The sequence below is a fragment of the Aromatoleum diolicum genome, from assembly GCF_012910955.1.
In the GTDB taxonomy this organism is placed as follows: Bacteria; Pseudomonadota; Gammaproteobacteria; order Burkholderiales; family Rhodocyclaceae; genus Aromatoleum; species Aromatoleum diolicum.
On record NZ_WTVQ01000030.1, the window covers coordinates 17818 to 41927 of the forward strand.

Sequence of the window (24110 nt, forward strand, 5' to 3'; positions counted from 1 at the left end):
TTTCATTTCGGCAAACCGACTGAATCCGCAGCACAGCCAAACGTCCGGCCACCGACGAGACCCGAACCCATGAACACCAATGCAGACCCCGCAGAGTTGCAGAAATTCAGCGATCTGGCACACCGCTGGTGGGACCCCACGTCCGAATTCAAGCCTCTGCATGAAATCAACCCATTGCGACTGCGCTGGATCGATGAGAGCGTCGGACTGGCCGGAAAACGGGTAATCGACATCGGCTGCGGAGGCGGAATCCTCTCCGAAAGCATGGCAGCCCTCGGCGCCCACGTCACGGGCATCGATCTGTCAGAAAAAGCCCTCGGCGTCGCACGCCTGCATCTATTCGAATCGGGTCAGAAAGTCGATTACCACCACACCAGCGCGGAAGCGTTCGCAACACAAAACCCAGGCACCTTCGACGTCGTCGCCTGCATGGAGATGCTCGAGCATGTACCCGATCCGGCAAGCACCGTGGCCGCCTGCGCGCAACTGGTCAAACCCGGCGGACACGTCTTCTTTTCCACCCTGAACCGCAATTTCAAGGCCTATCTCTTCGCGGTGATCGGCGCAGAATACGTCCTGAAATTACTCCCGCGCGGCACCCACGAGTACGCCAAGTTCATCAAGCCATCCGAACTCGTGCGCTATTGTCGCAATTCCGGACTCGAAACTTCGGCACTGGTCGGAATGTCGTACAACCCATTGACACAGGTTTATTCGCTTGGACAGGATACCAGCGTCAATTACATGATCCGTACGCAACGAGGCGATTGAGTCCGACCGGACGTAGCGAAGCAGCGATCGTCAGAAAGCCTTTCCCCGCAACCGTTGATTCCCCCAAGCCCACAAACAAAAGACCGGACGATTACTCGCTGGTCTTTTTTTGCAACTCTGCAGTTCCAGCGGACTCCTGCAAATTTCGATTTTCTACGGGCACGCGAATTTCCGCCCGCGTTTAGACAATCGTCTTTTCAATGCTCGGCCATCCATAACACGCTCGCGCGTTCATGGGGCCCCTCTGCCAGCAAACCTAGCCCCCTGTGGCAAGACCCATGGTCAGGGCGTCGCGGACCGGCAGCTCATGAACCTCCTGGCAATTCGCTTCATTGATCATCCGGAACATACGGTCGGCGGTCGACGCAGCCAACATTGCACGGAGGTAACGAGCGAGCGTCAGCTGCTGATTGTTGTTGAGCTCGGTTTCGCAGTGACGCCCGCCAAAGTCTTCATCGGGCGGAATTTGCGAGAAGCCCAGCCTTACCAGCAGAGAGTCAGAAGGAATCACCCGCTGAACCCCCGCGGCAAACACCAGCAGACAAGGCGTATGGCAGACACTACCCGGCTGCAGGCGAGTGCTGTAGCCACGATTTCTCAACATTGAGCCCGCGGTAATGGCCTGGCCAAGCAGGCCATCGGTGATATTGAGCTCCAGCCACTTCTTGCTGCAGGCGCGTTGTTTTTCGACCTCTCTCATTACCAGCGTGAGCGACGACACCATCGCAGGACTAATCTCACCGGCAGCGACAATGCGGCATTCGCCGTCCGCCTGACGCAGCACGAGCCCCCCCCCCCGATACGCAAACCGTTCAATCTTAGGCACCGCACCAGGTTCGGTAATCGATGTAGCGCAGCCCGCAAACAGCAGACTCACGCCCGCAACACATACGAATTCACGCACGTGTGGACACTGCATTTTTTGGCCCTCAGTCGATGGGGCGATCACCCTGCACGAGTTGTTCGAAACGCGCCGCGCCACCTGGCGATAGATCAATCTTAAAGGAATATGCGGTTTGTCACGTCACATCCAGCGCAATCTGATCAAGAGGCATGTCTGCGGAGGATCATTACTACCTCGAACGCGTAACAATCGCTTCGATGATCTGGACATCGGAATCACTCAGATTCGCTGACTTTGCGGTGTTGGACGGTCGCGCAGCACGCGCAGGGGTTAGGCGCAGCACCGGTGGCTTGGTCACTGGACGTGGGCTTGCCTTACGCCGGTCCGCCGCCACCCTAGATCGACTCTTGCGTCCTTGTACCTTGCTTCCATCCACCGCCGGCGCGGTACGCGGTGTCGCACTCGCCGCTACGGCATCGATGATGACTGCCGTGCCGCCACCCTCTGGCTGACGCCGCAGGCCAACGGAATTAGCGGCAACATCGTGGGCTGACAACGCCTCGTGATGTGCCAATGGTGAGCTATCCGCAGTTGCTGAAGGAATTGCCCGGCCTTGCAGTACTTGCCCTGCATTCGCCGACACCTGCATATCCACTGTTCGCCCGAGTTGATCACCGGGATCGGCCACGGGCGTGGGACTCAACGCACCGTCACCGACACGATTTCCCCACGCGATGCTCAACAAGGCGATGCAAGCGACGCCCATCGCCATTGCTATCGCCACACTACGAAGGCGCCCTGGCTTGCGCGTAACGCGCGAGTCACGTTCAAGCACCCCCAGGATTCCGGTGTCGGTGCCACCCGACATACCGATAGAGGGCGAAAAAAGGCTCGGGCGTGCCGCGGCGTCCGCCGTCACGGATGGCGAAGTGGCCAAACTCATATCCAGTTTATAAAAAAGCACATTGTAATATCAATATTTGTTTAAGATACTGCCTTTCATGCACAAAAGCATATTCTTTAAATACCATTATCATTATCAAAACAGCCGTACCGCTTCATTAGGGCTTCTCCGTGGTGTTTCTTGCCTTCCTTGCATACTTCGTCATTGTCACTGGGATCCTGACCCTCATCTTCTTTCCTGCTCGCCGCGACGCGATCGCGACAACCGCAGGCAAACTTGCATGCACATTGAGCGGAGCGACGCGCGCGGTCATTGGACGCAGTAGCACTGCAGTCTCAGGGTCGTGCCAACAGCTGTCCTGGTTCGGCCGCGAGGCGGCCAGCTATTTGCGCCAACATCGGTTTGCGATGGGGGGCGCAATGTTGCTTGTCGTCACGCCACCGCTCCTGGTGGTCGGTCTGAAGGAACCGGCGGCATTCGATTTTTCGAGCGACGGTTATCGACCGGACCGCCAGATCTCCGTTCTTCTGACGGGCGAGAACCTGACCCCACCACCAGCGCCACCGCCCGAGGTATTCGCCACTACAGAACTGGAGATGGTGAGACCTTCTGTTGTCTGGGCAAGCCGCGACTGGGGACTGCTGGATATACAGTTCCGCCAACGCCTGCTCACGGTGTTCAAGCTCATGAAAGACCGACACGGTTACGAATTGGTCCTTCTCGAAGGCTACCGCAGCCCGGAAAGGCAGGAAGCACTGCTGCAACAAGGCCCAAACGTCACGCAGGCGGGACCAAACATGAGCTACCACCAGCATGGACTTGCCGCTGATACCGCGTTCCTTCGCAATGGCCGGGTCGTCATTTCGGAACGCGATCCATGGGCGATGCGAGGCTACCAGCTCTATGGAGAGTTGGCCGAAGCGGTCGGATTGGTGTGGGGCGGGCGCTGGAAAATGATGGATCTGGGCCATGTCGAATTAAACCGGACAGGAGTTCTTGGACGCCCTCCATCTTAAGAGTGGAAACAGTCATGCCGGCGCGCTCGATGAAACCGGGCAGCCTTGTAGCGTACTTGTCATTGGAGGTATCTCGTGTCGCGCCCATTCATCTTGCTCGGAGACAAGACCGACCATGGCGGCACTGTAATCAGTGCATCCGCCGCTAGCGATTGCGACGGAAAAGGCATCGCACGGATTGGCGATCAAGTGACGTGTCCGAAGAAGGGACATGGCCGAATCACCGTCATCGCAACCGGAGACTCTACGACGGTGATCGATGGCCGACCTGCCGCAAGACACGGCGACAAGACCGCATGCGGTGCGACTCTGATCGCCAGCCAGTTGCTGACTACTGACTGACACGAGATCACCGAGACATGCGTTTGGGCATCGCAAGAAATTTTTCTATAGGGCTCCTGACCGCGTCCGTCATATGGGCACTCGTCCTCGGTTGGTGGCAGAGCAACGGTCACCAGCCGACGCCAGACGACATGAGCCTGTATCTCGGCGCCCTCCCCGCGTCGCTGATCGCCGGGTTCTGGTTGCTTCGCACATTCATCGACGAGCTCAGGAGGCGCCCGGTCGCCGCGGCCTCACCTCCTGCGAACTCCCCTGCGGCATTGTCCGCGGAACATGCCCAAATGGCGGAAGCGGAGCGCACCTGGGTTGCGTCGCTGCTTGGCGGGTCACTTGTCTCTGCCGCGGGAAAAGACGTGGTGGAACTGATAGCCACAACGACGCAGGGATGCGCCCCCTCGCCTGACAAGGAGCTCCGCGGACCGGACGGTTTTCCGGTTTTCGCTGCTCGCGTGATCGACCTGGATACGGAGAGCGTCCGAGATGAGCTGCGCGAACACGGAGACAGCATGACCGGCACATCGGGCACATCGGGCACACCCGAGATGCTGCGGGCACTGGCACTCCTCGGAAAGGTACTGCCGGAAGCGCTTGAGACGCTGAACGAATCACGTGTCCGCCCCAGGGAAAAAACTCCAATACGCGTCATCTGGCTTACGCCAAACTGGCCGACAGCGTTTTCCGCCGGGCTCACGGGATGGCTGCAACACACTCACCTCGATGGCTTCGGTATCGGATCATCGAGTATCGAACTGCAACCGATAAGTGACGACGGGCAGGTATTCGTGGTCATCGACGAAATAATCGACACCCTCAACCGCGCCGCTTCGGCAGAAATTATCCTGCTGATTAGCGCCGTGTCCCATCTTGGGGAAGCGACACTCGACAGCTGGCGTTCGCAAAACCGGCTATTTTCCTCTCAGGAGCAAGCCGGACAGATTCCCGGCGAGGCGGCGGTCGCACTGATTCTTGCGCGGCCGGGGACGACACAAGTGACGGAAACTCCGGTGGCGGTGCATCTCACCCGCTGCGTCTCGGGCAAGCGCGAGAAATCCGCAAACGTGCGCGGCCGCGTCTGCGGAACATTGATCGACGACTTGATCGATTCACTCGTAGCAAGCACGAAACTCGATCCCGGCAAGATTACGGCCGTGATATCGGACACCGACCACCGCGACAGCCGGGTCAATGAACTTCTGCCCGCCGTCACCGAACGCTTCCCGAATCTCGAGCCACTGCGGGACACTCTGGCACTCGGCACCGCCATTGGCAGCGTCAGCCCGATCGGCGGATTGCTTGCACTGCTATGCGCCGCAGAAACCGCGAGAAACTCGTCGGGCGCAGGACTGTGCGTTACCAATCAAGATGCTTTCGCGCGCGCGTCGATGCTCGCACTCGCCGTTCCAGAAACCGCCTCCCCCGCAGCAGGGACAGCCTGAAGACGAACACAGGGTCTACTCAAAGATGTCCGCAATACGCTCGTTTCTGACCGATTCCCGCACGCTTTCCTTCATTGGCATTGCAGCCCTCACGGCATTCTTCTTTCTGGGGGCCAACACGCTAAAAGTTGCGGTGACCTGGGCGATCGTCGCATCCGGCGTGATTCTTGTTACCTGGATTGCCGTATGGGCTTGGCGCCGCCGGCAAGCAGGCGTGGCCTCGGATGCGCTGGAGCACATGCTCGAACGTCAGGCGACTCACCGCCCGGATTCAAGCAATCACTCAAAAACCGAGATTGACGCACTGCGCAAGCGCATGACCGAGGCCGTGCGGACGATCAAGACCTCGCGGCTTGGACAGGTTTCCGGGCGCTCGGCCCTGTACGAACTGCCGTGGTACATCACGATTGGCAACCCGGCAGCCGGGAAGAGCACGGCCGTAGTGAACTCCGGACTCAAGTTTCCGTTCGCGGACGGGGCCGGCAGCGTCATCAAGGGAATCGGCGGCACGCGTAACTGCGACTGGTTTTTCACATCAGAGGGTATTCTTCTCGATACCGCGGGACGTTATTCCGTGCATGAAGAGGACCGTAGCGAGTGGCTTGGTTTTCTTGATCTGCTCAAGAAAAACCGACCTCGCGCACCGATAAACGGAATCATCGTAACGGTGAGCATAGGCGAACTGATCGGCAATCCCCCATCATTCGCAATCGCCCTGGCGAAGAACCTGCGACAGCGCGTGCAGGAACTCACCGAACGGCTCGAAGTGTTTGCGCCGGTCTACGTGATGTTCTCAAAGGCCGATCTCATCCACGGATTTAACGAATTCTTCCAGGATGTTGATTGGAACGAACGCGACCGCGTGTGGGGAGCGACCCTGCCCGACGAGACTGGGGCCAGACAGGATGCGATAGAGCAGTTTGATCGACGCTTCGACGAACTGTACGAAGGCCTGCGGGAAGTAAGCGTCGCGCAGATGTCGATTGCGCGTGGCGAACGCATGCCCCCTGGCTTGCTGACCTTTCCGCTCGAGTTCGCGGCGATCAAACCGGCCCTACGTTCCTTCCTCGCCACGCTCTTCGAGGACAATCCCTTCCAGTTCAAGCCGATTTTTCGCGGCTTCTACATCACCTCGGCAATCCAGAGCGGTGAAACGCGCAGCGCATCCAGCGAGCGCGTAGAGAAGAGATTCGGGCTCGCCGGGGATGGTCCCAGCATTGCGAGGATCTCATCCAGCAATGGCTTCTTCCTCAAGGATCTCTTCTCGAAGGTGATCTTTGCCGACAAGAACCTGGTACGGCACTATGCAAACAGGCAGAAGCAGCGCATTCGTTATGCCGCGTTTCTTGCTTCGATCACACTGCTCGGGCTAGCGCTCGGCGGGTGGAGCTGGTCGTACGCCAACAACCGCACACTTACGGAAAACATCCGCGCCGATCTCGACAAGGCAATACGCGTACAAGAGGGCCGGATAGACCTGCAATCTCGGCTTGAGGCGCTTGAAATCCTGCAGGACAGGATCCGGCAGCTCGAGCAATTCGATGCAAACCGACCACTATCGCTAAGTCTTGGTCTGTTTCAGGGCGACGAACTGAAGACAAAACTCCTTTCAGAGTACTACAAAGGCATATCCGAAGTAATGCTGAAACCGGTCGCGGATAGCCTCGAGGCCTTCCTTGCCGAAGTCAATCGGCAGGCGGACCAGCTTAGTCCGATCGACACGGCTGCCTCATCCGTTGCGACGACGAAGCCTGCCCGCAAACCTTACCAGGACGCCTCACCGACAAATGTCGAGGATGCCTACAATGCGCTCAAGACTTACCTGATGCTGGGCAGCCGGGAACACACAGAAGTCGGCCATCTTTCGGATCAGATTGCCCGCTTCTGGCGCAGCTGGCTGGAGGCCAACCGCGGCACCATGTCCCGCGAACAAATGATAGCAAGCGCCGAGCGCGTGCTGTCCTTCCATCTGCAACATGCGGACGACCCCGCATGGCCAGTCATCGCAAACAACCTCTCGGTGATTGATCAAGCGCGCGACAACCTAAAACACGTCGTGCGCGGCATGCCCGCACTGGAACGTGTCTATGCGGAAATCAAGGCAAGGGCTTCGACGCGGTTCCCGCCGGTCACCGTCGCCACTGTGGTCGGCCCGGAAAACGCCGAACTTGTGGTCGGCAGCCGTGTAATTTCGGGCACCTTCACGGTTGAAGCCTGGCGGGGCTACATCCAGTCCGCCGTCAGGGACGCAGCCACCAATGAGCTGCAGCGCACCGACTGGGTCCTGAAGACGTCCACTCGCGATGATCTGTCGCTGGCCGGGAGCCCGGAACAGATCCAGAAAACACTTGTAGGGCTGTACAAGAAGGAATACGCCGACGAATGGAAACAGTTCGTCATGGGTGTGAGCGTCAGCGCATTCGATGACTTTCCAGGCGCCATTGCGGCGATGAACCGCCTTGGCGACCCCCAGTCATCGCCCATTGGAAAATTGATGCAGACGCTTTTCGAACAGACCTCGTGGGACAACCCCACCATGGCCAATGTCGGCGCCGAGCGGGCACAGAAGGGCTTTATCGAGTGGTTCAAGAATTCGATCCTGCGCATGTCGCCAGCCCGCGTGGAGGTGGACGTCCATGTAAACGCCAACAGACTTGAAGTCCCGATGGGCCCGATCGGCCAGGAGTTCGCCGGCGTTGCACGCCTCCTGGCACCCCGTGACGGCGCGGAAACCATTCTCAACACCTACCTGAAGCAGTTGTCGGGCATTCGCACCCGTTTGAATCTACTGAAAAACCAGGGGGATCCCGGACCAGGTGCGATCAAGCTTCTGACTGAAACTATCGAGGGCGGCAATTCGGAACTTGCCGACACGCTGCGCTTTGTCGATGAGCAGATGCTCAACGCCATTCCGGACGCCCAGCGTATGGTGATTCGCCCCTTGCTCGTCAGGCCCTTGCTGCAGACGTTTGCCGCTGTGGTCAAACCCGGCGAACGTGAGCTCAACAAGATCTGGCTCGCGCATGTTTACGATCCCTTCCGCACTAAGTTGGCGGGGAAATATCCATTTTCGCCTGCGGCGAACCTCGAAGCGACTCCGGCCGAAATCGCACAGATATTCGGCCCCGGGGGGGTCATCGCGAAATACGCAGAGACGAGCATGGGAGCGCTGATTGTGCGGCGTGGCGATCATATCGCGGCCAGAACCTGGGGCGATCTCGGCGTACACATCCGACCGGACTTCATTGCCGGATTACCGCAGTGGGTAGGTTCGCTGGAAGGTGGCGCGGCATCGGGCGGCACGGGCACTGCCCCAGCCACGCAGGCGCAGACAACTTTTAGACTGCTGCCACTACCGTCGCCGGGAACGACCGAGTACACCATCGAAATCGACGGCCAGAAACTGCGCTACCGAAATGGTGCGGCCCAGTGGGCGACATTCGTCTGGCCCAATCCGGCGGGAGCCCCCGGCGCGCGCATCATCGCCACCGCCTTCGATGGACGCGAGATTGAGATCGCCAGTTTCAGCGGACGCTTCGGTCTCGAGAAGCTTATAAATTCCGCAGAGCGAATGCGCAGGCCGGACGGCTCGTTCCAGCTCAGCTGGCAGGCCGAAAATATTACTGTCCCGCTGGGTATCCAGATCATCAGCAGTCCCCAGGCACACACTGTGGCCGATACGGCCAAGACCAAGGGACTTGACGGCATTACGCTGCCGGCCAGCGTAGCCGGCGAAACAGTGGAGGAGCAGCAGGCGCCTCCGCTCGCTTCATCCGGCATGGTCGTAGCCGGCTCGACCAACGGCCGGGTGGCCCATCAATGATCGGCGATACACGTTCGAACGGAGCGAGCTATTTTGGCAAGGTTCCGGCACGCGGAGATTTCATAAAAGGCGGAGGACCGTCGCAGATGATTGCTATGCTCGACCGCTGGATATCGGAAAGCATGGATCTCCTGTCTGGCGACCCGCGTTGGCGTATCGTCTATGACAACATGCCAGAGATCCACTTTGCCTTCGTTGGTCCACGCAGCCGCTTCTCGATTGTCGGGCACCTGCAGCCAAGCCAGGATGCCTCTTCTCGCCGCTTTCCGTTCCTTGTCGCTGCAGCCATCGAGCGCGACGACCGGGTGTTGTTCGACTATGGCCCGGCAGCCTTTTCGCGCCTATGGGGAAAATTTGAACGCATTGTCCGGGACGCGCGCTCGGGTGACGACCCCACGTCGATCCTAGGCGAGCTTTCCTCAATCGATTGCGAGGAAGAAATTTCCCGAGCACTTGCGCTGACACCGCCTGTCGAGCGTGGACGGCGGCTGACAATCAAGGATCTCGACGAATTGCTATCGAGCCGCGACAAGCCCACCAGTTCGCGCCGCATCATGCTTGCACTGGGCCTGCTGTTACGCCCTCTGCTCGGCGCCAGCAATCTGCCAATCGAAAAGGGCTTGCAACTGCCGCTACCAGCCGACCGTGAATACCGCGACGCCGTTTCTGCAATCTGGGTGTCGCTGATCTCGGGTTTCTTCAAGCACACCCACAACGAGCTGCAGGTGCTCCAAGGCCTGGCCGGTGGGCGCGACGCCCTCATCGTCGGATTCAATGGAGCATCTGCCCGGACGCTCCTGAGCCTGATTTCGCCGAACAGCGATTCCGACACGATCATCCCGCTGGACGATCCGGACTGGATCGACACGCATCCTGATCTCGTCAATGACTATGGTGTCGCGAAACTCTCGAGCTATCTGTCGCATCCCGACAACACGCTCGACGAGGCACTCGCCAGCTTCAGAGACGTCTTCCTCGGAGAATAATCGTGCGCATCAAATCCGCCCTAACCGCAGGGCTCCTGCTAACGGCCACCTCTCTCGGCGCACAGCAAGGTCACACACCGAAGCCCCCGCCGGAAGCTGGCGACAAGGTCGTGGTTACCGGCACGGTCCCCGATGAGGCCGCGCGCACGTCGATCATTGCGCGTTTGCGCGACGTGTATACCCCCGAATTGATCGTAGACCGACTCGAGGTTGGCGGCGTGATCGCCCCTCCGAATTGGTCAGCGAACGTCAACCGGGTACTCGGCGCCGGAATCCGGTACGTGCGCCAAGGGCAATTGGACATCAACGGCACCCAGGTTGCAATCAAGGGACACGTGGCAAATGAAGCTCGACGACAACAAATTGCGGGCGACATCGCGACGGCGCTGAATTCAACTTACACGGTCGATAACGGTTTGATGGCAGCCGGCCGCGCCCAGACTTTGCTTGACCAGACACTCGCAGACCGGGTTGTCGAATTCGAAAGTGGCTCGGCAATCCTGACCCCCGCAGGAGCCAACCTTCTGGACGAAATGGTCACTACGATCGTCGCGCTGGAAAATCCGCAGATCCAGATCGTCGGGCACACCGATTCCAGCGGCAACCGGATGGCAAACATTGCCCTGAGCCTGGCCCGCGCGGAGACCGTCAAGGGTTATCTGGCAAGCAAAGGCATTACCGCGGCAGGCATCGATGTCCTGGGCGCCGGCCCGGACCGGCCCGTCGCCTCGAACGAAACCCCGGCAGGGCGAGCCAAGAACCGACGTATAGAATTCCGCCTGCAGGAGTAAAGGGGGGGTGGCCGCCGAGCACCCCTGCATCAACGAAGGACACTGGCAGTCGCGTCAGCACATCCGCCATGCACGAGCAGCCTGCGGCCTCAGGTGTTGGTTGAATCTACCCTCACCACACCGAGTAACTCTTCGACATGCGCAAGCGCACCTTCGTCTTTCACGACGGTACGCAGCCATTCATGCAAGGGCATGTCACCCCAGCGTGCTGCCTTGTCGGCGAGATATGCGATGGGACTGTGCGGCTCGGTACGCCGAAAAAATTCAGCCACCTGCTTGAGCTGTACCAGCGCATCGGCGCGGGTCTGGATGCCGCCGGACGATTGCACCGGTGCGGCTCCAGCAGTCGGGCCGGCAATCGTTGGGGCGCTCTGCACGAACGACAGGGGCGACATCGCTGCACCGGCCTCGCCGGCAAAGTGCATCAGAACTTCCAGTACAGATTCCAGCGCGTCTCTCGCCCCACCAAAACCCGGCCCCTCCATACCAAGCCGGACATCAATGATGCGCTCCAATTCCGCCAGCGCCTGTTGTGCCGATTTGCCGTCGGTCACGCCACGGGTAAAGAACTGGGCAGGCGTGTCGCGCCGTGCCGCATCGAATTCGGCCAGTGTCACCCTTGCATCGCGCAACATCAGCGAGGCGTCTGCTGGATTGCGTTCCAGTGCACTGCCCAGATTGCGTGCAAATGCGAGATCCGCCATCGAAAAATTCCCGCGCGGGGAATCCGTCAACGGAATCTCGTAAATGATACGACTCGACTGGGACAGCAACCAGTCCAGATTGCCAATGCGCAACTCTTGGTCGCCATCGTCCGGAAGCGGATGAATGTCCTGCCAGAACGCCTCGCAATAACGGGTCAGCAGCCGATACCCGTCCGCCAGTCCGGCGAGGCCGCGCGTTTTGGCCAATGCCTCGGTCAGCCACACCACCAGGCGGATGTCCTTTGAGCGTGTCGCCAACACCTGCATGCAGAGACGCGCGACGCGCGGCCAGTCAGCCTCCTTCAATTGGGTGACCCACTCGCCCTGACTCAAGGACGGATCGTCAAAACGCCGTGCCTCCTGAATCTCGTCAAACACCTCGGAGAAGCTCAGATCCTCCCCACAACACGCGCCGCTAAGCGGTCGAAGCAATCCATCGAGGTCCATAGGCGGCATGAAATCTTATGCAAAAACTCATTTTACAAGACAAATGCATAAAAAATCATGCGAAATTGCTGAAAACCGCACGAGCGAAAACTGAATTCGAGCGCTCAAGCAGCGGGAGCGTCCACCGGTGGGCACGTCTTGCCGCTCAGCCCTACCATTTCCGACGGGCACGGTTCGGCCAAGGACGACCAGACCGGTCAGCCACGTTGGATCAGTTCGACCTTGTAGCCGTCCGGATCCTCGACAAACGCAATCACCGTGTGACCGTGTTGCATCGGCCCGGCCTCGCGGACCACCTTCCCGCCACGAGCGCGAATCTCGTCACAAGCACGGTAGGCGTCGGGCACCTCGAGCGCGATGTGACCGAAGGCATTGCCCATGTCGTAGGCGCTCACGCCCCAGTTGTGGGTCAGTTCGATCACCGCACCATCCGCCTCGTCCTGATAGCCAACGAAGGCAAGCGTGAATTTTCCATCGGGGTAATCGTGGCGACGCAGCAAGTGCATGCCCAGTACCTCGGTGTAGAAAGCGATCGAACGGTCAAGATCGCCGACGCGCAACATCGTGTGAAGCAGCCTCATGGTGAGATCCTAGTCAGTCTTCGTGGAAGGGTTCGTCAGCGGCGTCTCCGGCAATCACCGGAAGCGTACGCCCGGCCGCGCGCAAACGCACCCGGGCCTCTTTCCAGCCGGGATACAGTTCGCCCACTACAGCCCAGAAACGCGGCGAGTGGTTCATTTCGACAAGGTGTGCGACCTCGTGCGCGACGACATAATCGATCAGGGAGGGCGGCAGATGAACCAAGCGCCAATGCAGACGAATGCCGCTTACGTTGCTGCAACTCCCCCAACGCGTTTTCGCCGACGAGAGTTTTACGGCGGGAACATCACGCCCGATACGAAAACAGTATTCCGCCACCCGCTCGGCAAACCACGGCAATGCCCGTCTGCGAAGTGCCCTGATCAGCAACGCCCGGGGGTCAGCCACCAGCGGCAACACGAGTTCCTCGATGCCGTCCGCGCCACCGCGCCAGCGCGCCAATCGGCCGCCACCTCCCAGACGCAGCCGGCACGATTCACCAAGCACCGAAAATACGGCGCCGTCGGCAGGCTCAAAGGTCTCGGGTTTTGTGTGTGCCGCGCGAGCCGCGAGTTTGTCGAGTATCCAGCGCCCGTGACCACGAATGAAGCGTTCGACTTCGGCATTCTGCGCCGACCAGGGCACGGCAACCCTGACCCCACGATGATCGATCTGCAAGGCAAAGCTACGTCGCGCAGAACGTCGTAGCACGTAGACCACCTCCCGCGCATCGAGGCAAATCACGCGCGCCTCTTCGCTCGCCGTCGGCTGCAGCAGCCGGCCAGTCAGGCGTTTCAGTCCTTGTCCTGCCATGCGTAACCACGTGCCCCCACTTCAGTCTTGATGCGGGTCATTGCCGACGCGACAGAGGCCCTGGGCCCTTTCATGCCAAGTTCGATGGAACGCCGATCGCCCGATGCCTCAACGACCGTCGGCAGACTGAACAGGGTCGCATCCGGATAGTCGGTCGTGATCGCCTCCATCAGATCGATCAGTTTGCCTTCATAAGCGTCCCACACGGTAATCGCCGCCTCGACGTAATCATCGACGTGGTGCAATTGGCGGAAACGGGTATCAAGCACCCACTCTGCCATTGGCCAGGCCATGACAGGAAAGCCGGGAACGAAGAAGTGATTGTTGATCGAGAATCCCGGAATCTGGTTGTACGGGTTGGGAATGATCTCGCTGCCCCGCGGGAATACACCCATCCGCAGGCGATGCTCGGTGATCTCGGAACCAAATTTTTCGCGCATGATTTCCTCGGCCTGCGGATGGAGCGCAAGCTCGACGCCCAGCGCAGCGGCTGCTGACTGCCGCGTACGATCATCGGGCGTTGCGCCGATTCCGCCGAAGCTGAACACCACATCACCGGTCGCAAAGCTCTGTCGCAAAGTATCGACGAGGCGAGCCCGTTCGTCACCCACGTAGCGCGCCCAAGCGAGTTTGAGCCCGCGCGCGCCGAGGAGAGCGACGAGCTTCGACAAGTGCTTGTCCGTGCGACGCCCGGAGAGGATCTCATCGCCGATGATGATTGCCCCAAACGCCATCGCAAGTACCTATGTTCGCACGGTAGGCGCGGCGTCGAGCACGGTTACCCCGCGCACGCGCCGCTCCCGACGCAGCGATTCCAGCATGAAATGGACAAATGCCAGTCCACAGAAGGCCGGCGCGATGAGATTGACCACCGGGATATACGCCAGCAACGCGCAGCCCCCGCCGAGCAGCAACATCGGTGCCCGCAGCGTGCGCGGCAGTCGCTCCAGTTCTTCGCGATCGGCATGCAGCATGAGCGCGTCATACCCAAAGGCACGCTGATTGAGCCAGCCCGTCAACACCACCGCAGCCAGCAGCCCGACCCCCGGTATAAGCCAGAACGGCAGCGACACGACCATCCCGACGAGAAACAGCACGCCGGCGACCACGGCATTCCAGGCGCTTCCGAGGTTGGAGCCGCCCTTGCGCCGCTCAAGATCAGCATAGTCGCGCACGGCCACCCGATCGAGCATCATCGGCAACGCGAACACGGCGACCAGCAGTGCCGCCGTAACGTAAATCAACGGCAGAAATGCTAGCGCGAGAGCAATCTTGATAAGAATCAGCACGGTCGCAGCACCGATTTCCGATGCGCTCAACCATTCGCCGACAAACGCCCACCCCTCGATCCACGCCGCGATGCCCTCGACAAGGGTGGTCCAGAATATGATAGCGAGCGTCATCCACAAGAACAAAGCGGCGAAACTCGGCCACAGCAGATGGATCAGCACGCCCTTGCGACCAAGGCTGCGCAGCGCACGACCAAATGCAAGCAGAATATCCCTCATGGCAACCACAGCCCGTTCAGCGCATCATCCCGGGCAACATGCCCTTCATACCGCGCATCATCTTTTGCATGCCCCCCTTGGAAAACTGCTTCATCATTTTCTGTGTCTGTTCGAACTGATTGAGCAGACGATTGACCTCCTGCACCGTTACCCCTGCACCTGCGGCAATACGACGCTTGCGGCTGGCCTTGAGTAGTTCCGGCTTGGCACGCTCACCCGGCGTCATCGAATTGATGATGCCCTCGATGCGACCGATCGCCTTTTCTTCCGTCCCGCCCTGCAACTTGCCCGCTGCCTGTGCGAACTGCGCGGGCAGCTTTTCCATCATCGACGCCAGGCCACCCATCTTGCGCATCTGCGCGATCTGCTCCTTGAAGTCGTTGAGATCGAAGCCTTTGCCGGTCTTGAGCTTCTGCGCGAAAGCACGCGCCTTATCCTCATCGACACCGCGGCGGGCATCCTCGACCAGACCGAGGATGTCGCCCATGCCAAGTATGCGGCTCGCCATCCGCTCGGGATGGAACTCCTCCAGCCCCGTGAGCTTCTCGCCGACACCGGCAAACTTGAGCGGCTTGCCGGTCACATGCCGCACCGACAAGGCCGCACCACCGCGCGCATCGCCGTCGAGCTTGGTCAGCACTATGCCGGTGAGCGGCAACGCCTCGTTGAACGCGCGCGCGGTGTTAACCGCATCCTGACCAAGCATCGCATCAACGACGAACAGCGTTTCGACAGGATTAATGGCCGCGTGCAAGGCCTTGATCTCGTCCATCATCGCCGTATCAATCGCGAGCCGCCCGGCGGTATCGAACAGCACCACGTCGTAATAATGACGCCGCGCGTAATCCACGACCGCCAGGGCGATGTCGACAGGTTTCTGATCCGGAGTCGTCGGGAAGAAGTCGATCCCCGCCTGTGCCGACACCGCCTTCAGCTGCTCGATTGCTGCAGGCCGATAAACGTCGGCCGACACCGCGAGCACTTTTTTCTTCATCCGCTCATGCAGGAGCTTGCCGAGCTTGCCCGTCGTCGTGGTCTTGCCCGCCCCCTGCAAGCCGGCCATCAGGATCACCGCCGGCGGCTGGGTCGCAAGATTGAGGCCGATATGGGTCCCGCCCATCAGCGCCTTGAGTTCATCATGCACCACCCCCACCAGCGCCTGGCCTGGCGTCAGCGAGCCAACAACTTCCTGCCCCACCGCCTTTTCCTTGACGCGCGCGACGAAGTCCTTGACCACCGGCAGAGCCACATCCGCTTCCAGCAATGCAAGGCGAACCTCGCGCATGGCATCCTGAATATTGTCTTCGGTCAGACGTGCCTGACCGCGCAAGGTCTTGACGACCTTGGTCAGACGCTGAGTAAGATTGTCGAGCATATTGGCTGGGGCCCTCGGCCTTGGAGTAAACTGCAGGTAACTATGCAGACCATTCTACTTCATCTCCTCGCCGCGTCGCTGTACGCGGGCTTGGGCATTCATTTCTGGCGCGCCTGCATACAGGCGTCGGCAAACCAACCGCGCAGGTGCATGTCACCGACAGAGCGCATCGTGATGCTCACGGCACTCGCCACTCATGGCTGGGCGTTGCAGGGTGCGCTCTTCCCGGGTGACGGCATGCGCTTCGGTTTTGGTTTTGCGGTGTCTCTCGTCGTATGGCTAGCGGTGTGCTTCTACTGGATCGAGACCTTCTACGCGCGCCTTGATGGTCTCCACGGCTTCGTTGTCTCGGCAGGGGTGGCAAGCAGCCTGCTGCCACTGATTTTCCCGGGACAGCACATCCTCGCGAATGCGGGATCCCCCGCGTTTCGCGCCCACTTCATCATCGCGATGCTGGCATACAGCCTGTTCACCCTTGCCGCGCTGCACGCGATGCTGATGGCCATCGCAGAGCGGCAGCTTCACAGTGGCCGCCTCACCCGGACCTTTGCCAACCTGCCGCCGCTACTGACGATGGAAACGCTGCTTTTCCGCCTGATCGGCATCGCCTTCATTCTTCTGACGCTTACACTGAGCTCCGGCATCGTGTTCTCCGAGTCATTGTTCGGTCAGGCCTTCCGCCTCGACCACAAGACCATCTTCGCCATTGTCTCGTGGCTGCTCTTCGGCGCACTGCTGGTCGGACGTCGAGTCTGGGGCTGGCGTGGGCGTGTGGCACTGCGCTGGACGCTGGCAGGGTTCACAACACTGGTACTGGCGTATGTCGGAAGTCGCTTCGTCCTCGAGGTGCTGCTCGGGCGGGCCAGTTGAGCGGAAAAATACACCGCGCATCAAGGGGCCGCGGCCCGCATGCCATAGGAACAGCCGACGGTCGGGCCCGCGGCGGCCTTTACAAGTGCGGGCGTGCCGGGCAAGATCGAATGTCAGTTAGTTAAGAGCGGGAAATGGCAGCAAATCCCCAGACCGCCCTGAGCGGCCTTGCGCGAGCACTGATTCAACACGGACGGCTTTCCGAGGCCGACGCCGTGTCGTGCACCACGGGCGCCCCCGCAATCCCCAACGGCTTCATCCTCGAGCTGGCGCAGCGCAAACTGATCACGACCAAGGCCGTCGCCTGGTTCGCGGCCGAGACCTTCGGCTACCCTCTGCTCGACATTTCCTCGGTTGACCGGGCATGCGTCCCGCGCGATGCGATCGACCGCAAGTTGATGACCAAGCATCAGGTAGTTGCCCTGGGCAAGCGCCAGAACCGTCTGACCGTCGCGACCGCCGATCCGTCCAACATGCGCGCACTGGACGAGATTCGATTCCAGACCGGGATGCAGGTTGACCTGATCGTCGTGGAGGCAGACCGGCTTGCGCGACTGGCGGAATCCCTGACGGAATCGACCGAGCAGACGCTCAAGGACCTTACCGGCGAAGAGTTCGACATGGATCTCCTGCAAGAGCAGGAGAGTCCCGCCGAACAGGGCGCAGACGACGGCTCGGCGGAAGTGGATGACGCTCCGGTCGTCAAGTTCATCCAGAAGGTGCTCATCGACGCGATCAATGAAGGCGCGTCCGACATTCACTTCGAGCCCTACGAAAAGTATTACCGCATCCGCGTCCGCACCGACGGTGTGCTGCGCGAAATTGCGCAGCCTCCTCTGGTGTTGAAGGAAAAGATTGCCGCCCGCATCAAGGTCATCTCGCGGCTGGATATTTCCGAAAAGCGTATCCCCCAGGATGGGCGGATGAAATTGGCACTGACGAAGAACAAGTCCATCGACTTCCGCGTCTCGTCGCTACCGACGCTACATGGCGAGAAAATCGTGATGCGGATCCTCGACGCCTCGTCCGCGATGCTTGGTGTCGATGCCCTGGGGTACGAGCCGGACCAGAAGAAGCAGTTGCTCGACGCGGTCGAACGCCCGTACGGCATGATTCTCGTCACAGGCCCGACCGGCTCGGGCAAGACGGTGTCGCTATACACGTGTCTGAATATCCTCAACAAGGCTGGCGTGAATATCTCGACAGCCGAGGATCCGGCGGAAATCAACCTCCCCGGCATCAATCAGGTCAACGTGAACGACAAAGCTGGCTTGACGTTTGCCGCCTCGCTCCGCGCCTTCCTCCGTCAGGATCCTGACGTCATCATGGTCGGCGAAATCCGCGACCTCGAAACTGCCGAAATTTCCATCAAGGCTGCGCAGACCGGTCACCTGGTGCTATCGACGCTGCACACCAATGATGCCCCGACGACGCTCGAACGACTCAAGAACATGGGCGTGGCGCCATTCAACATCGCCTCTTCGGTGATCCTGATCACGGCGCAGCGCCTCGCGCGGCGCCTATGCACCTGCAAGCAGCCCGTCGACATCCCGGTCGAGGCACTCCTCGATGCGGGTTTTTCAGGCGAGGATCTCGACGGCAGCTGGCGGCCCTACGGTCCGGTGGGCTGTGAGCGCTGCAAAGGCAGCGGCTACAAGGGACGACTGGGCATCTATCAAGTCATGCCCATTTCCGAGGAAATCGCCCATATCATCATGACCAACGGCAATTCAATGGACATTGCGGCACAGGCTCAGCGCGAAGGGGTGCGCGATCTGCGTCAGTCCGGCTTGCTGAAGGTCAAGCAGGGAGCGACTTCACTCGAAGAAGTGCTCGCCTCCACCAACGAATAGGGAGCAACACACGCTCATGGCGACCACAACCCGAGCCAGAGGGGCCGCTGCTGCCGGCCCCAAGGAAATTCTCTACACATGGGAAGGCAAGGACAAGAATGGCAAGCAGGTGCGCGGCGAAATGCGTGCGAGTGGCGAAGCGGTCGTTCAGGCCACGTTGCGCCGCCAAGGCGTGCAGGTGGCCAAAGTCAAGAAACAAAGCATGGCGCGCGGGCACAAGATCACCGACAAGGACATCGCCCTGTTCACCCGCCAGCTTGCGACGATGATGAAGTCCGGCGTACCGCTGCTGCAAGCGTTCGACATCGGCATCAAAGGCTCCGGCAATCCGAGTCTTGCACGCCTGCTCAATGACGTGCGCAACGACGTCGAAACCGGCTCCAGCCTGTCGCAGGCGTTCAGCAAGCATCCGGTGTATTTCGACAAGCTGTTCTGCAACCTCGTCGCCGCCGGCGAACAAGCCGGTATTCTCGATGGACTGCTCGACCGCATTGCGACGTACAAGGAGAAAGTCCTCGCAATCAAGGGCAAGATCAAGTCCGCGATGTTCTACCCGATCGCCGTCATCGTCGTCGCGGCCATCGTCGTGACGGTGATCATGCTGTTCGTGGTGCCAGAATTCAAGAGCGTGTTCAAGAACTTCGGCGCCGACCTCCCCGCACCGACGCTGATCGTGATAGGGATTTCGGACGCCTTCGTGGCCTATTGGTACATCCTGTTCGGCATCATTGCGGGGGTGGTAACAGCGATCAGTTACACCTACAAACGTTCGAACGCGATGCAGATTGCGGTCGACAAGATGGTGCTGCAACTGCCCGTTGTCGGCGACATCATCCGCAAGGCGACGATTGCGCGCTGGACGCGGACCTTGTCAACGATGTTCGCGGCGGGGGTACCGCTCGTCGAAGCGCTCGATTCGGTTGGCGGCGCTTCGGGTAACTACATTTATCTGATGGCAACCCGCCAGATCCAGAACGAAGTCAGTACCGGCACCAGCCTTACCGTTGCGATGCAGAACGCCAACGTGTTCCCCAGCATGGTGGTGCAAATGGTGTCGATCGGCGAGGAATCCGGGCAACTCGATTCAATGCTAAGCAAAGTCGCGGACTTTTTCGAGCAGGAAGTCGATGATGCCGTCGCCGGTCTATCGACCCTGCTCGAACCGATCATCATGGTATTCCTCGGCGTAGTCATCGGCGGCCTGGTCGTTGCGATGTACCTACCGATTTTCAAGCTCGGCCAAGTCGTCTGATCCATGCCTCGCCGCCCGGCGCATTGTCGCCGGGCGGACTCAACCGCGAAACACCATGCCCGAATTTCTGCGCGACCCTGTCATCTTTACCGCTCTTGCCACACTCCTGGGCCTATTTGTCGGCAGCTTCCTGAATGTCGTGATCCACCGCCTGCCGCGCATGATGGAGCGCGAGTGGCATGCACAGGCAGCGGAACTGCGCGACGAGCCGGCGCCCGACCAGGAAACCTTCAACCTCGCTACACCACGCTCGCGCTGCCCCCACTGCGGGCATCTCATCACTGCGCTCGAGAACATCCCGGTCGTCAGCTATCTACTTCTGCGTGGACGCTGCCGGCATTGCGACGCGCGGATCAGCGGGCGATATCCGGTGGTCGAAATGCTCACGGCTGCGCTGTCAGGCTTTGCCGCGTGGCACTTCGGCATGGGCTTCGCTGCGCTGGGCGCCTCCTCTTCCTGTGGGTGATGATCGCGCTGGCCTTTATCGATCTGGACACGCAGCTGCTACCCGACAGTCTGACGCTGCCGCTGCTGTGGCTCGGACTCGCGCTGAATCTCGGCACCACCTATGCAGCTCTACCCGATGCAGTCATCGGCGCGATCGCCGGCTACCTTTCATTGTGGTCGGTTTTCTGGTTGTTCAAGCTCGCGACCGGCAAGGAAGGGATGGGCTATGGCGACTTCAAGTTACTTGCGGCAATCGGGGCCTGGCTGGGATGGCAAGTGCTGCCGCTGACGATCCTGCTTTCCTCACTGGTAGGCGCCGTGACCGGCATTGGCCTGATCGTCATCGCGCGGCACGGGCGAAACGTGCCGATTCCATTCGGCCCCTATCTCGCGGGGGCGGGCGTACTGGCGCTGTTCTGGGGCGAGACCCTCACGAACCTGTATCTCGGCAGTTTTTGACCAGGCCCGCGCGGCTTGAAGCCTTGAAACTTGACCCCATATTAGCTGTCACCGGCGCGGGCGTCGGCACTGCGCGCTTACTTTTCGCCCATGCTGCGTTGCGTTAGACTTACACGCTTGCTTTCTGGAGGTTGCCATGCCCATTTATGAATATCGTTGCGACAGTTGCGGGTTCCAGAAGGAACACATCCAGAAGATGAGCGATGATCCGCTCAAGACCTGCCCTTCGTGCAACACGGACAGCTATCAGAAGCTGTTGTCAGCTGCCGGCTTTCAGCTGAAAGGCACAGGCTGGTATGCGACGGACTTCAAGGGAGGCAGTTCCCCAGCGACCAAACCTGCCGAGGCCCCCAGCGTGCCCGCCGGATGTGGCGGTTCATGCGCCTGCCATCCAGGCTGAGGTCGGCAATACCACGTGAAAAAATACTTCATTACCGGACTGCTGATCTGGATTCCGCTCTCCATCACCTTCATGGTGCTGGCATGGATTGTCGGCACGCTCGACCTGATTATCGAATGGTTGCCCAATGGCCTGCAGCCCCGCAACTTTCTCGGTTTCAACATCCCGGGAGCAGGCCTTGTGGTCGGACTGCTGATCGTGTTGAGCACCGGCCTGATCGCGGCCAACGTCATCGGGCAGAAGTTGGTGCGCTTCTGGGAAGGCCTGCTGGCGCGCATTCCGGTTGTGAAGTCTCTCTATTACGGCGTTAAACAGGTATCCGACACGCTGTTTTCGAGTTCCGGCCAAGCCTTTCGCAAGGCCCTATTGGTGCAATATCCGCGTCAGGGGTCGTGGACGATTGCCTTCCTCACCGGCACGCCTGGCGGTGACGCAGTCAATCACCTGAAAGGCGAGCACGTGAGCGTCTATGTGCCCACCACACCCAACCCCACCTCGGGTTTTTTCCTGATGATGGCGAAAGAGGACGTAATCGAACTCGACATGAGCGTCGATGATGCACTCAAATACATCATTTCGATGGGCGTTGTCGCGCCACCTGCGCGCAGTGTCCCGCCCCGCCCCGTCCTGCTGAATGAGTAACCACGCGGCCGCTTCGGCCGCGCCTTCGTTTCGGAACTGAACCATGCGAACCCACTACTGCGGCCAAGTCACCGCCGCCGATCTCGACCAGACCGTGACCCTTTGCGGTTGGGTCCACCGCCGCCGCGACCACGGCGGGGTCATCTTTATCGACCTGCGCGACCGCGAGGGTCTGGTACAGGTGGTGTGCGACCCGGATCGCGCCGATACTTTCCGCACAGCCGAGTCGATCCGCAATGAGTACGTGATCAGCTTGACCGGCAAGGTGCGCCGCCGTCCCGCCGGCACCGAGAATCCAAACCTCGTCTCCGGTGAAATCGAAGTGCTGTGCCACACGATCGAGGTGCTCAACGCCTCAGCGACACCGCCCTTCCAGCTCGACGACGACAACCTGTCGGAGAATGTGCGTCTGGTCAATCGCGTGATCGACCTGCGCCGCCCGCAGATGCAGAAGAACATGATGCTGCGTTACAAGGTGGCGATGGCCTTCCGCCGCTTCCTCGACGCGCAGGGCTTCATCGACATCGAAACGCCGATGCTGACGAAGAGCACGCCGGAGGGCGCGCGCGACTACCTGGTGCCTTCGCGAGTGCATCCCGGGCAGTTCTTCGCGCTGCCACAGTCGCCGCAACTGTTCAAGCAGTTGCTGATGGTCGCGGGTTTCGATCGCTATTACCAGATCACCAAGTGCTTCCGCGACGAGGATCTGCGCGCTGACCGCCAACCCGAATTCACCCAGGTCGATATTGAAACCTCGTTCCTGAACGAAACCGAGATCACTGCGATCATGGAAGACATGATCCGCTTCGTGTTCAAGGAGGCGCTCGCGGTCGAGTTGCCCTGCCCGTTCCCGCGCATGACCTATGCCGAAGCGATGCGACGCTATGGTTCGGACAAGCCGGATCTGCGCGTGACACTCGAACTGACCGAGATCACCGATGCAGTGCAGGATGTAGCATTCAAGGTATTCAGCGGACCGGCGACCAGCGGTGGCCGTGTCGCGGCGCTGCGCGTGCCCGGCGGCGCGACCCTGACCCGTGGGGAGATCGATGAATACACCAAATTTATCGGCATTTACGGCGCCAGGGGTCTGGCCTACATCAAGGTCAATGACGTTACGCAGCCGAACGAGAGCGGCCTGCAGTCGCCGATTGTGAAGAATCTGCATGAAGCGGCGCTGCGCACCATTCTTCAACGCACCGGCGCACAGTCGGGCGACCTGATCTTCTTCGGCGCAGACAAGACCAAGGTGGTCAACGATGCGCTCGGGGCCTTGCGCACCAAGCTGGGCCACGAAAAAGGCTACGTTACGGGCGACGCCTGGTGCCCGCTTTGGGTCGTCGACTTCCCGATGTTCGAGTACGACGAGGACGACAAGCGCTGGACGGCGTGCCACCATCCGTTCACGAGCCCCAAGGACGAGCATGTCGAACTGCTTACGACCAATCCGGGCGAATGCCTTGCGAAGGCTTATGACCTGGCGCTGAACGGCTGGGAAATCGGCGGTGGCTCGGTGCGTATCCACCGCGCCGACGTACAGTCGACTGTGTTCGAAGCGCTCAACATCGGGCCCGAGGAGCAACAGATCAAGTTCGGCTTCCTGCTGGATGCGCTCAGGTATGGCGCGCCGCCGCACGGTGGCCTGGCTTTCGGTCTCGACCGCGTAGTTACTCTGATGACCGGAGCCGAGTCGATCCGCGACGTAATTGCCTTCCCGAAGACACAGCGTGCCCAGTGCCTGCTGACTAACGCACCGGGGGAGGTCGACGAAAAGCAGTTGCGCGAATTGCACATCCGCCTGCGGCAAAAAGTTGAAACGCAGGTCGAGGTCGCCAAAGCATAAGCTAT

Annotated in this window: 20 protein-coding genes and 1 pseudogene; 14 read left to right on the plus strand and 7 right to left on the minus strand. The window is 60.1% G+C overall.

Going from position 1 to position 24110, the window contains the following annotated elements:
• Window positions 1-69: 69 nt before the first annotated feature.
• Window positions 70-771 carry a bifunctional 2-polyprenyl-6-hydroxyphenol methylase/3-demethylubiquinol 3-O-methyltransferase UbiG gene (gene ubiG, locus GPA25_RS16340; protein WP_169261467.1) on the plus strand — a complete coding sequence of 234 codons (702 nt, stop codon included), beginning with the start codon at window positions 70-72 and terminating at the stop codon, window positions 769-771.
• Between the two features lie 256 nt (window positions 772-1027).
• Here ubiG and GPA25_RS16345 read toward each other — a convergent pair whose 3' ends face one another.
• Entirely contained in the window at window positions 1028-1648 is a 621-nt protein-coding gene (locus tag GPA25_RS16345) for a hypothetical protein (RefSeq protein WP_169261468.1), read from the minus strand.
• Between the two features lie 1041 nt (window positions 1649-2689).
• Between GPA25_RS16345 and GPA25_RS16350 the strand changes: the two genes are divergently transcribed.
• The 6 genes from GPA25_RS16350 to GPA25_RS16375 all read left to right on the plus strand — a co-directional run bounded on the left by GPA25_RS16350 (window position 2690) and on the right by GPA25_RS16375 (window position 10913).
• Window positions 2690-3535 carry a M15 family metallopeptidase gene (locus tag GPA25_RS16350; protein WP_343034974.1) on the plus strand — a complete coding sequence of 282 codons (846 nt, stop codon included), beginning with the start codon at window positions 2690-2692 and terminating at the stop codon, window positions 3533-3535.
• Between the two features lie 75 nt (window positions 3536-3610).
• Window positions 3611-3877, plus strand: coding sequence for a PAAR domain-containing protein (locus GPA25_RS16355; protein ID WP_169261469.1), 267 nt, complete (start codon window positions 3611-3613; stop codon window positions 3875-3877).
• A gap of 131 nt (window positions 3878-4008) precedes the next feature.
• Window positions 4009-5313, plus strand: a complete 1305-nt coding sequence (locus tag GPA25_RS16360; RefSeq protein WP_169261470.1) for a hypothetical protein — start codon at window positions 4009-4011, stop codon at window positions 5311-5313.
• 25 nt (window positions 5314-5338) lie between these two features.
• Window positions 5339-9136 carry a type VI secretion system membrane subunit TssM gene (gene tssM / locus GPA25_RS16365; RefSeq protein ID WP_169261471.1) on the plus strand — a complete coding sequence of 1266 codons (3798 nt, stop codon included), beginning with the start codon at window positions 5339-5341 and terminating at the stop codon, window positions 9134-9136.
• Window positions 9133-10122, plus strand: a complete 990-nt coding sequence (gene tagF, locus GPA25_RS16370; protein ID WP_169261472.1) for a type VI secretion system-associated protein TagF — start codon at window positions 9133-9135, stop codon at window positions 10120-10122. Before tssM ends, tagF begins: the two co-directional genes overlap by 4 nt.
• Before the next feature lie 2 nt (window positions 10123-10124).
• Entirely contained in the window at window positions 10125-10913 is a 789-nt protein-coding gene (locus tag GPA25_RS16375; protein WP_343034978.1) for an OmpA family protein, read from the plus strand.
• Window positions 10914-11002: 89 nt separating this feature from the next.
• Here the strand turns inward: GPA25_RS16375 and tssA are convergent, their stop codons facing one another.
• The 6 genes from tssA to ffh all read right to left on the minus strand — a co-directional run bounded on the left by tssA (window position 11003) and on the right by ffh (window position 16339).
• Window positions 11003-12073 carry a type VI secretion system protein TssA gene (gene tssA, locus GPA25_RS16380; protein WP_169261473.1) on the minus strand — a complete coding sequence of 357 codons (1071 nt, stop codon included), beginning with the start codon at window positions 12071-12073 and terminating at the stop codon, window positions 11003-11005.
• 188 nt (window positions 12074-12261) lie between these two features.
• Window positions 12262-12645: a lactoylglutathione lyase gene (gloA, locus tag GPA25_RS16385; RefSeq protein ID WP_169261474.1), complete on the minus strand. Its 384-nt coding sequence runs from the start codon at window positions 12643-12645 to the stop codon at window positions 12262-12264.
• A gap of 13 nt (window positions 12646-12658) precedes the next feature.
• Window positions 12659-13456, minus strand: coding sequence for a M48 family metallopeptidase (locus GPA25_RS16390; RefSeq protein ID WP_169261475.1), 798 nt, complete (start codon window positions 13454-13456; stop codon window positions 12659-12661).
• Window positions 13438-14190, minus strand: coding sequence for a competence/damage-inducible protein A (locus GPA25_RS16395; protein ID WP_169261476.1), 753 nt, complete (start codon window positions 14188-14190; stop codon window positions 13438-13440). Before GPA25_RS16395 ends, GPA25_RS16390 begins: the two co-directional genes overlap by 19 nt.
• 9 nt (window positions 14191-14199) lie before the next feature.
• The gene (locus GPA25_RS16400; protein ID WP_169261478.1) at window positions 14200-14964 is read right to left on the minus strand and encodes an EI24 domain-containing protein; all 765 of its coding nucleotides are present in this window, start codon (window positions 14962-14964) and stop codon (window positions 14200-14202) included.
• A 16-nt stretch (window positions 14965-14980) separates the two neighbouring features.
• On the minus strand, window positions 14981-16339 hold the full coding sequence (ffh, locus tag GPA25_RS16405) for a signal recognition particle protein (RefSeq protein WP_169261480.1): 1359 nt from the start codon (window positions 16337-16339) through the stop codon (window positions 14981-14983).
• Window positions 16340-16381: 42 nt separating this feature from the next.
• Between ffh and GPA25_RS16410 the strand changes: the two genes are divergently transcribed.
• The 7 genes and pseudogenes from GPA25_RS16410 to aspS all read left to right on the plus strand — a co-directional run bounded on the left by GPA25_RS16410 (window position 16382) and on the right by aspS (window position 24105).
• Window positions 16382-17209: a cytochrome C assembly family protein gene (locus tag GPA25_RS16410; RefSeq protein WP_169261482.1), complete on the plus strand. Its 828-nt coding sequence runs from the start codon at window positions 16382-16384 to the stop codon at window positions 17207-17209.
• Between the two features lie 134 nt (window positions 17210-17343).
• Entirely contained in the window at window positions 17344-19062 is a 1719-nt protein-coding gene (gene pilB / locus GPA25_RS16415; RefSeq protein WP_169261483.1) for a type IV-A pilus assembly ATPase PilB, read from the plus strand.
• A 16-nt stretch (window positions 19063-19078) separates the two neighbouring features.
• On the plus strand, window positions 19079-20314 hold the full coding sequence (locus GPA25_RS16420; protein ID WP_169261484.1) for a type II secretion system F family protein: 1236 nt from the start codon (window positions 19079-19081) through the stop codon (window positions 20312-20314).
• 55 nt (window positions 20315-20369) lie between these two features.
• Window positions 20370-21220 (plus strand): annotated as a pseudogene (locus tag GPA25_RS16425) (prepilin peptidase).
• A 136-nt stretch (window positions 21221-21356) separates the two neighbouring features.
• Window positions 21357-21620, plus strand: a complete 264-nt coding sequence (locus tag GPA25_RS16430) for an FmdB family zinc ribbon protein (protein ID WP_169261485.1) — start codon at window positions 21357-21359, stop codon at window positions 21618-21620.
• Window positions 21621-21635: 15 nt separating this feature from the next.
• The gene (locus tag GPA25_RS16435; protein WP_169261486.1) at window positions 21636-22262 is read left to right on the plus strand and encodes a DUF502 domain-containing protein; all 627 of its coding nucleotides are present in this window, start codon (window positions 21636-21638) and stop codon (window positions 22260-22262) included.
• Window positions 22263-22305: 43 nt separating this feature from the next.
• The gene (aspS, locus tag GPA25_RS16440; RefSeq protein WP_169261487.1) at window positions 22306-24105 is read left to right on the plus strand and encodes an aspartate--tRNA ligase; all 1800 of its coding nucleotides are present in this window, start codon (window positions 22306-22308) and stop codon (window positions 24103-24105) included.
• Window positions 24106-24110 lie beyond the last annotated feature (5 nt).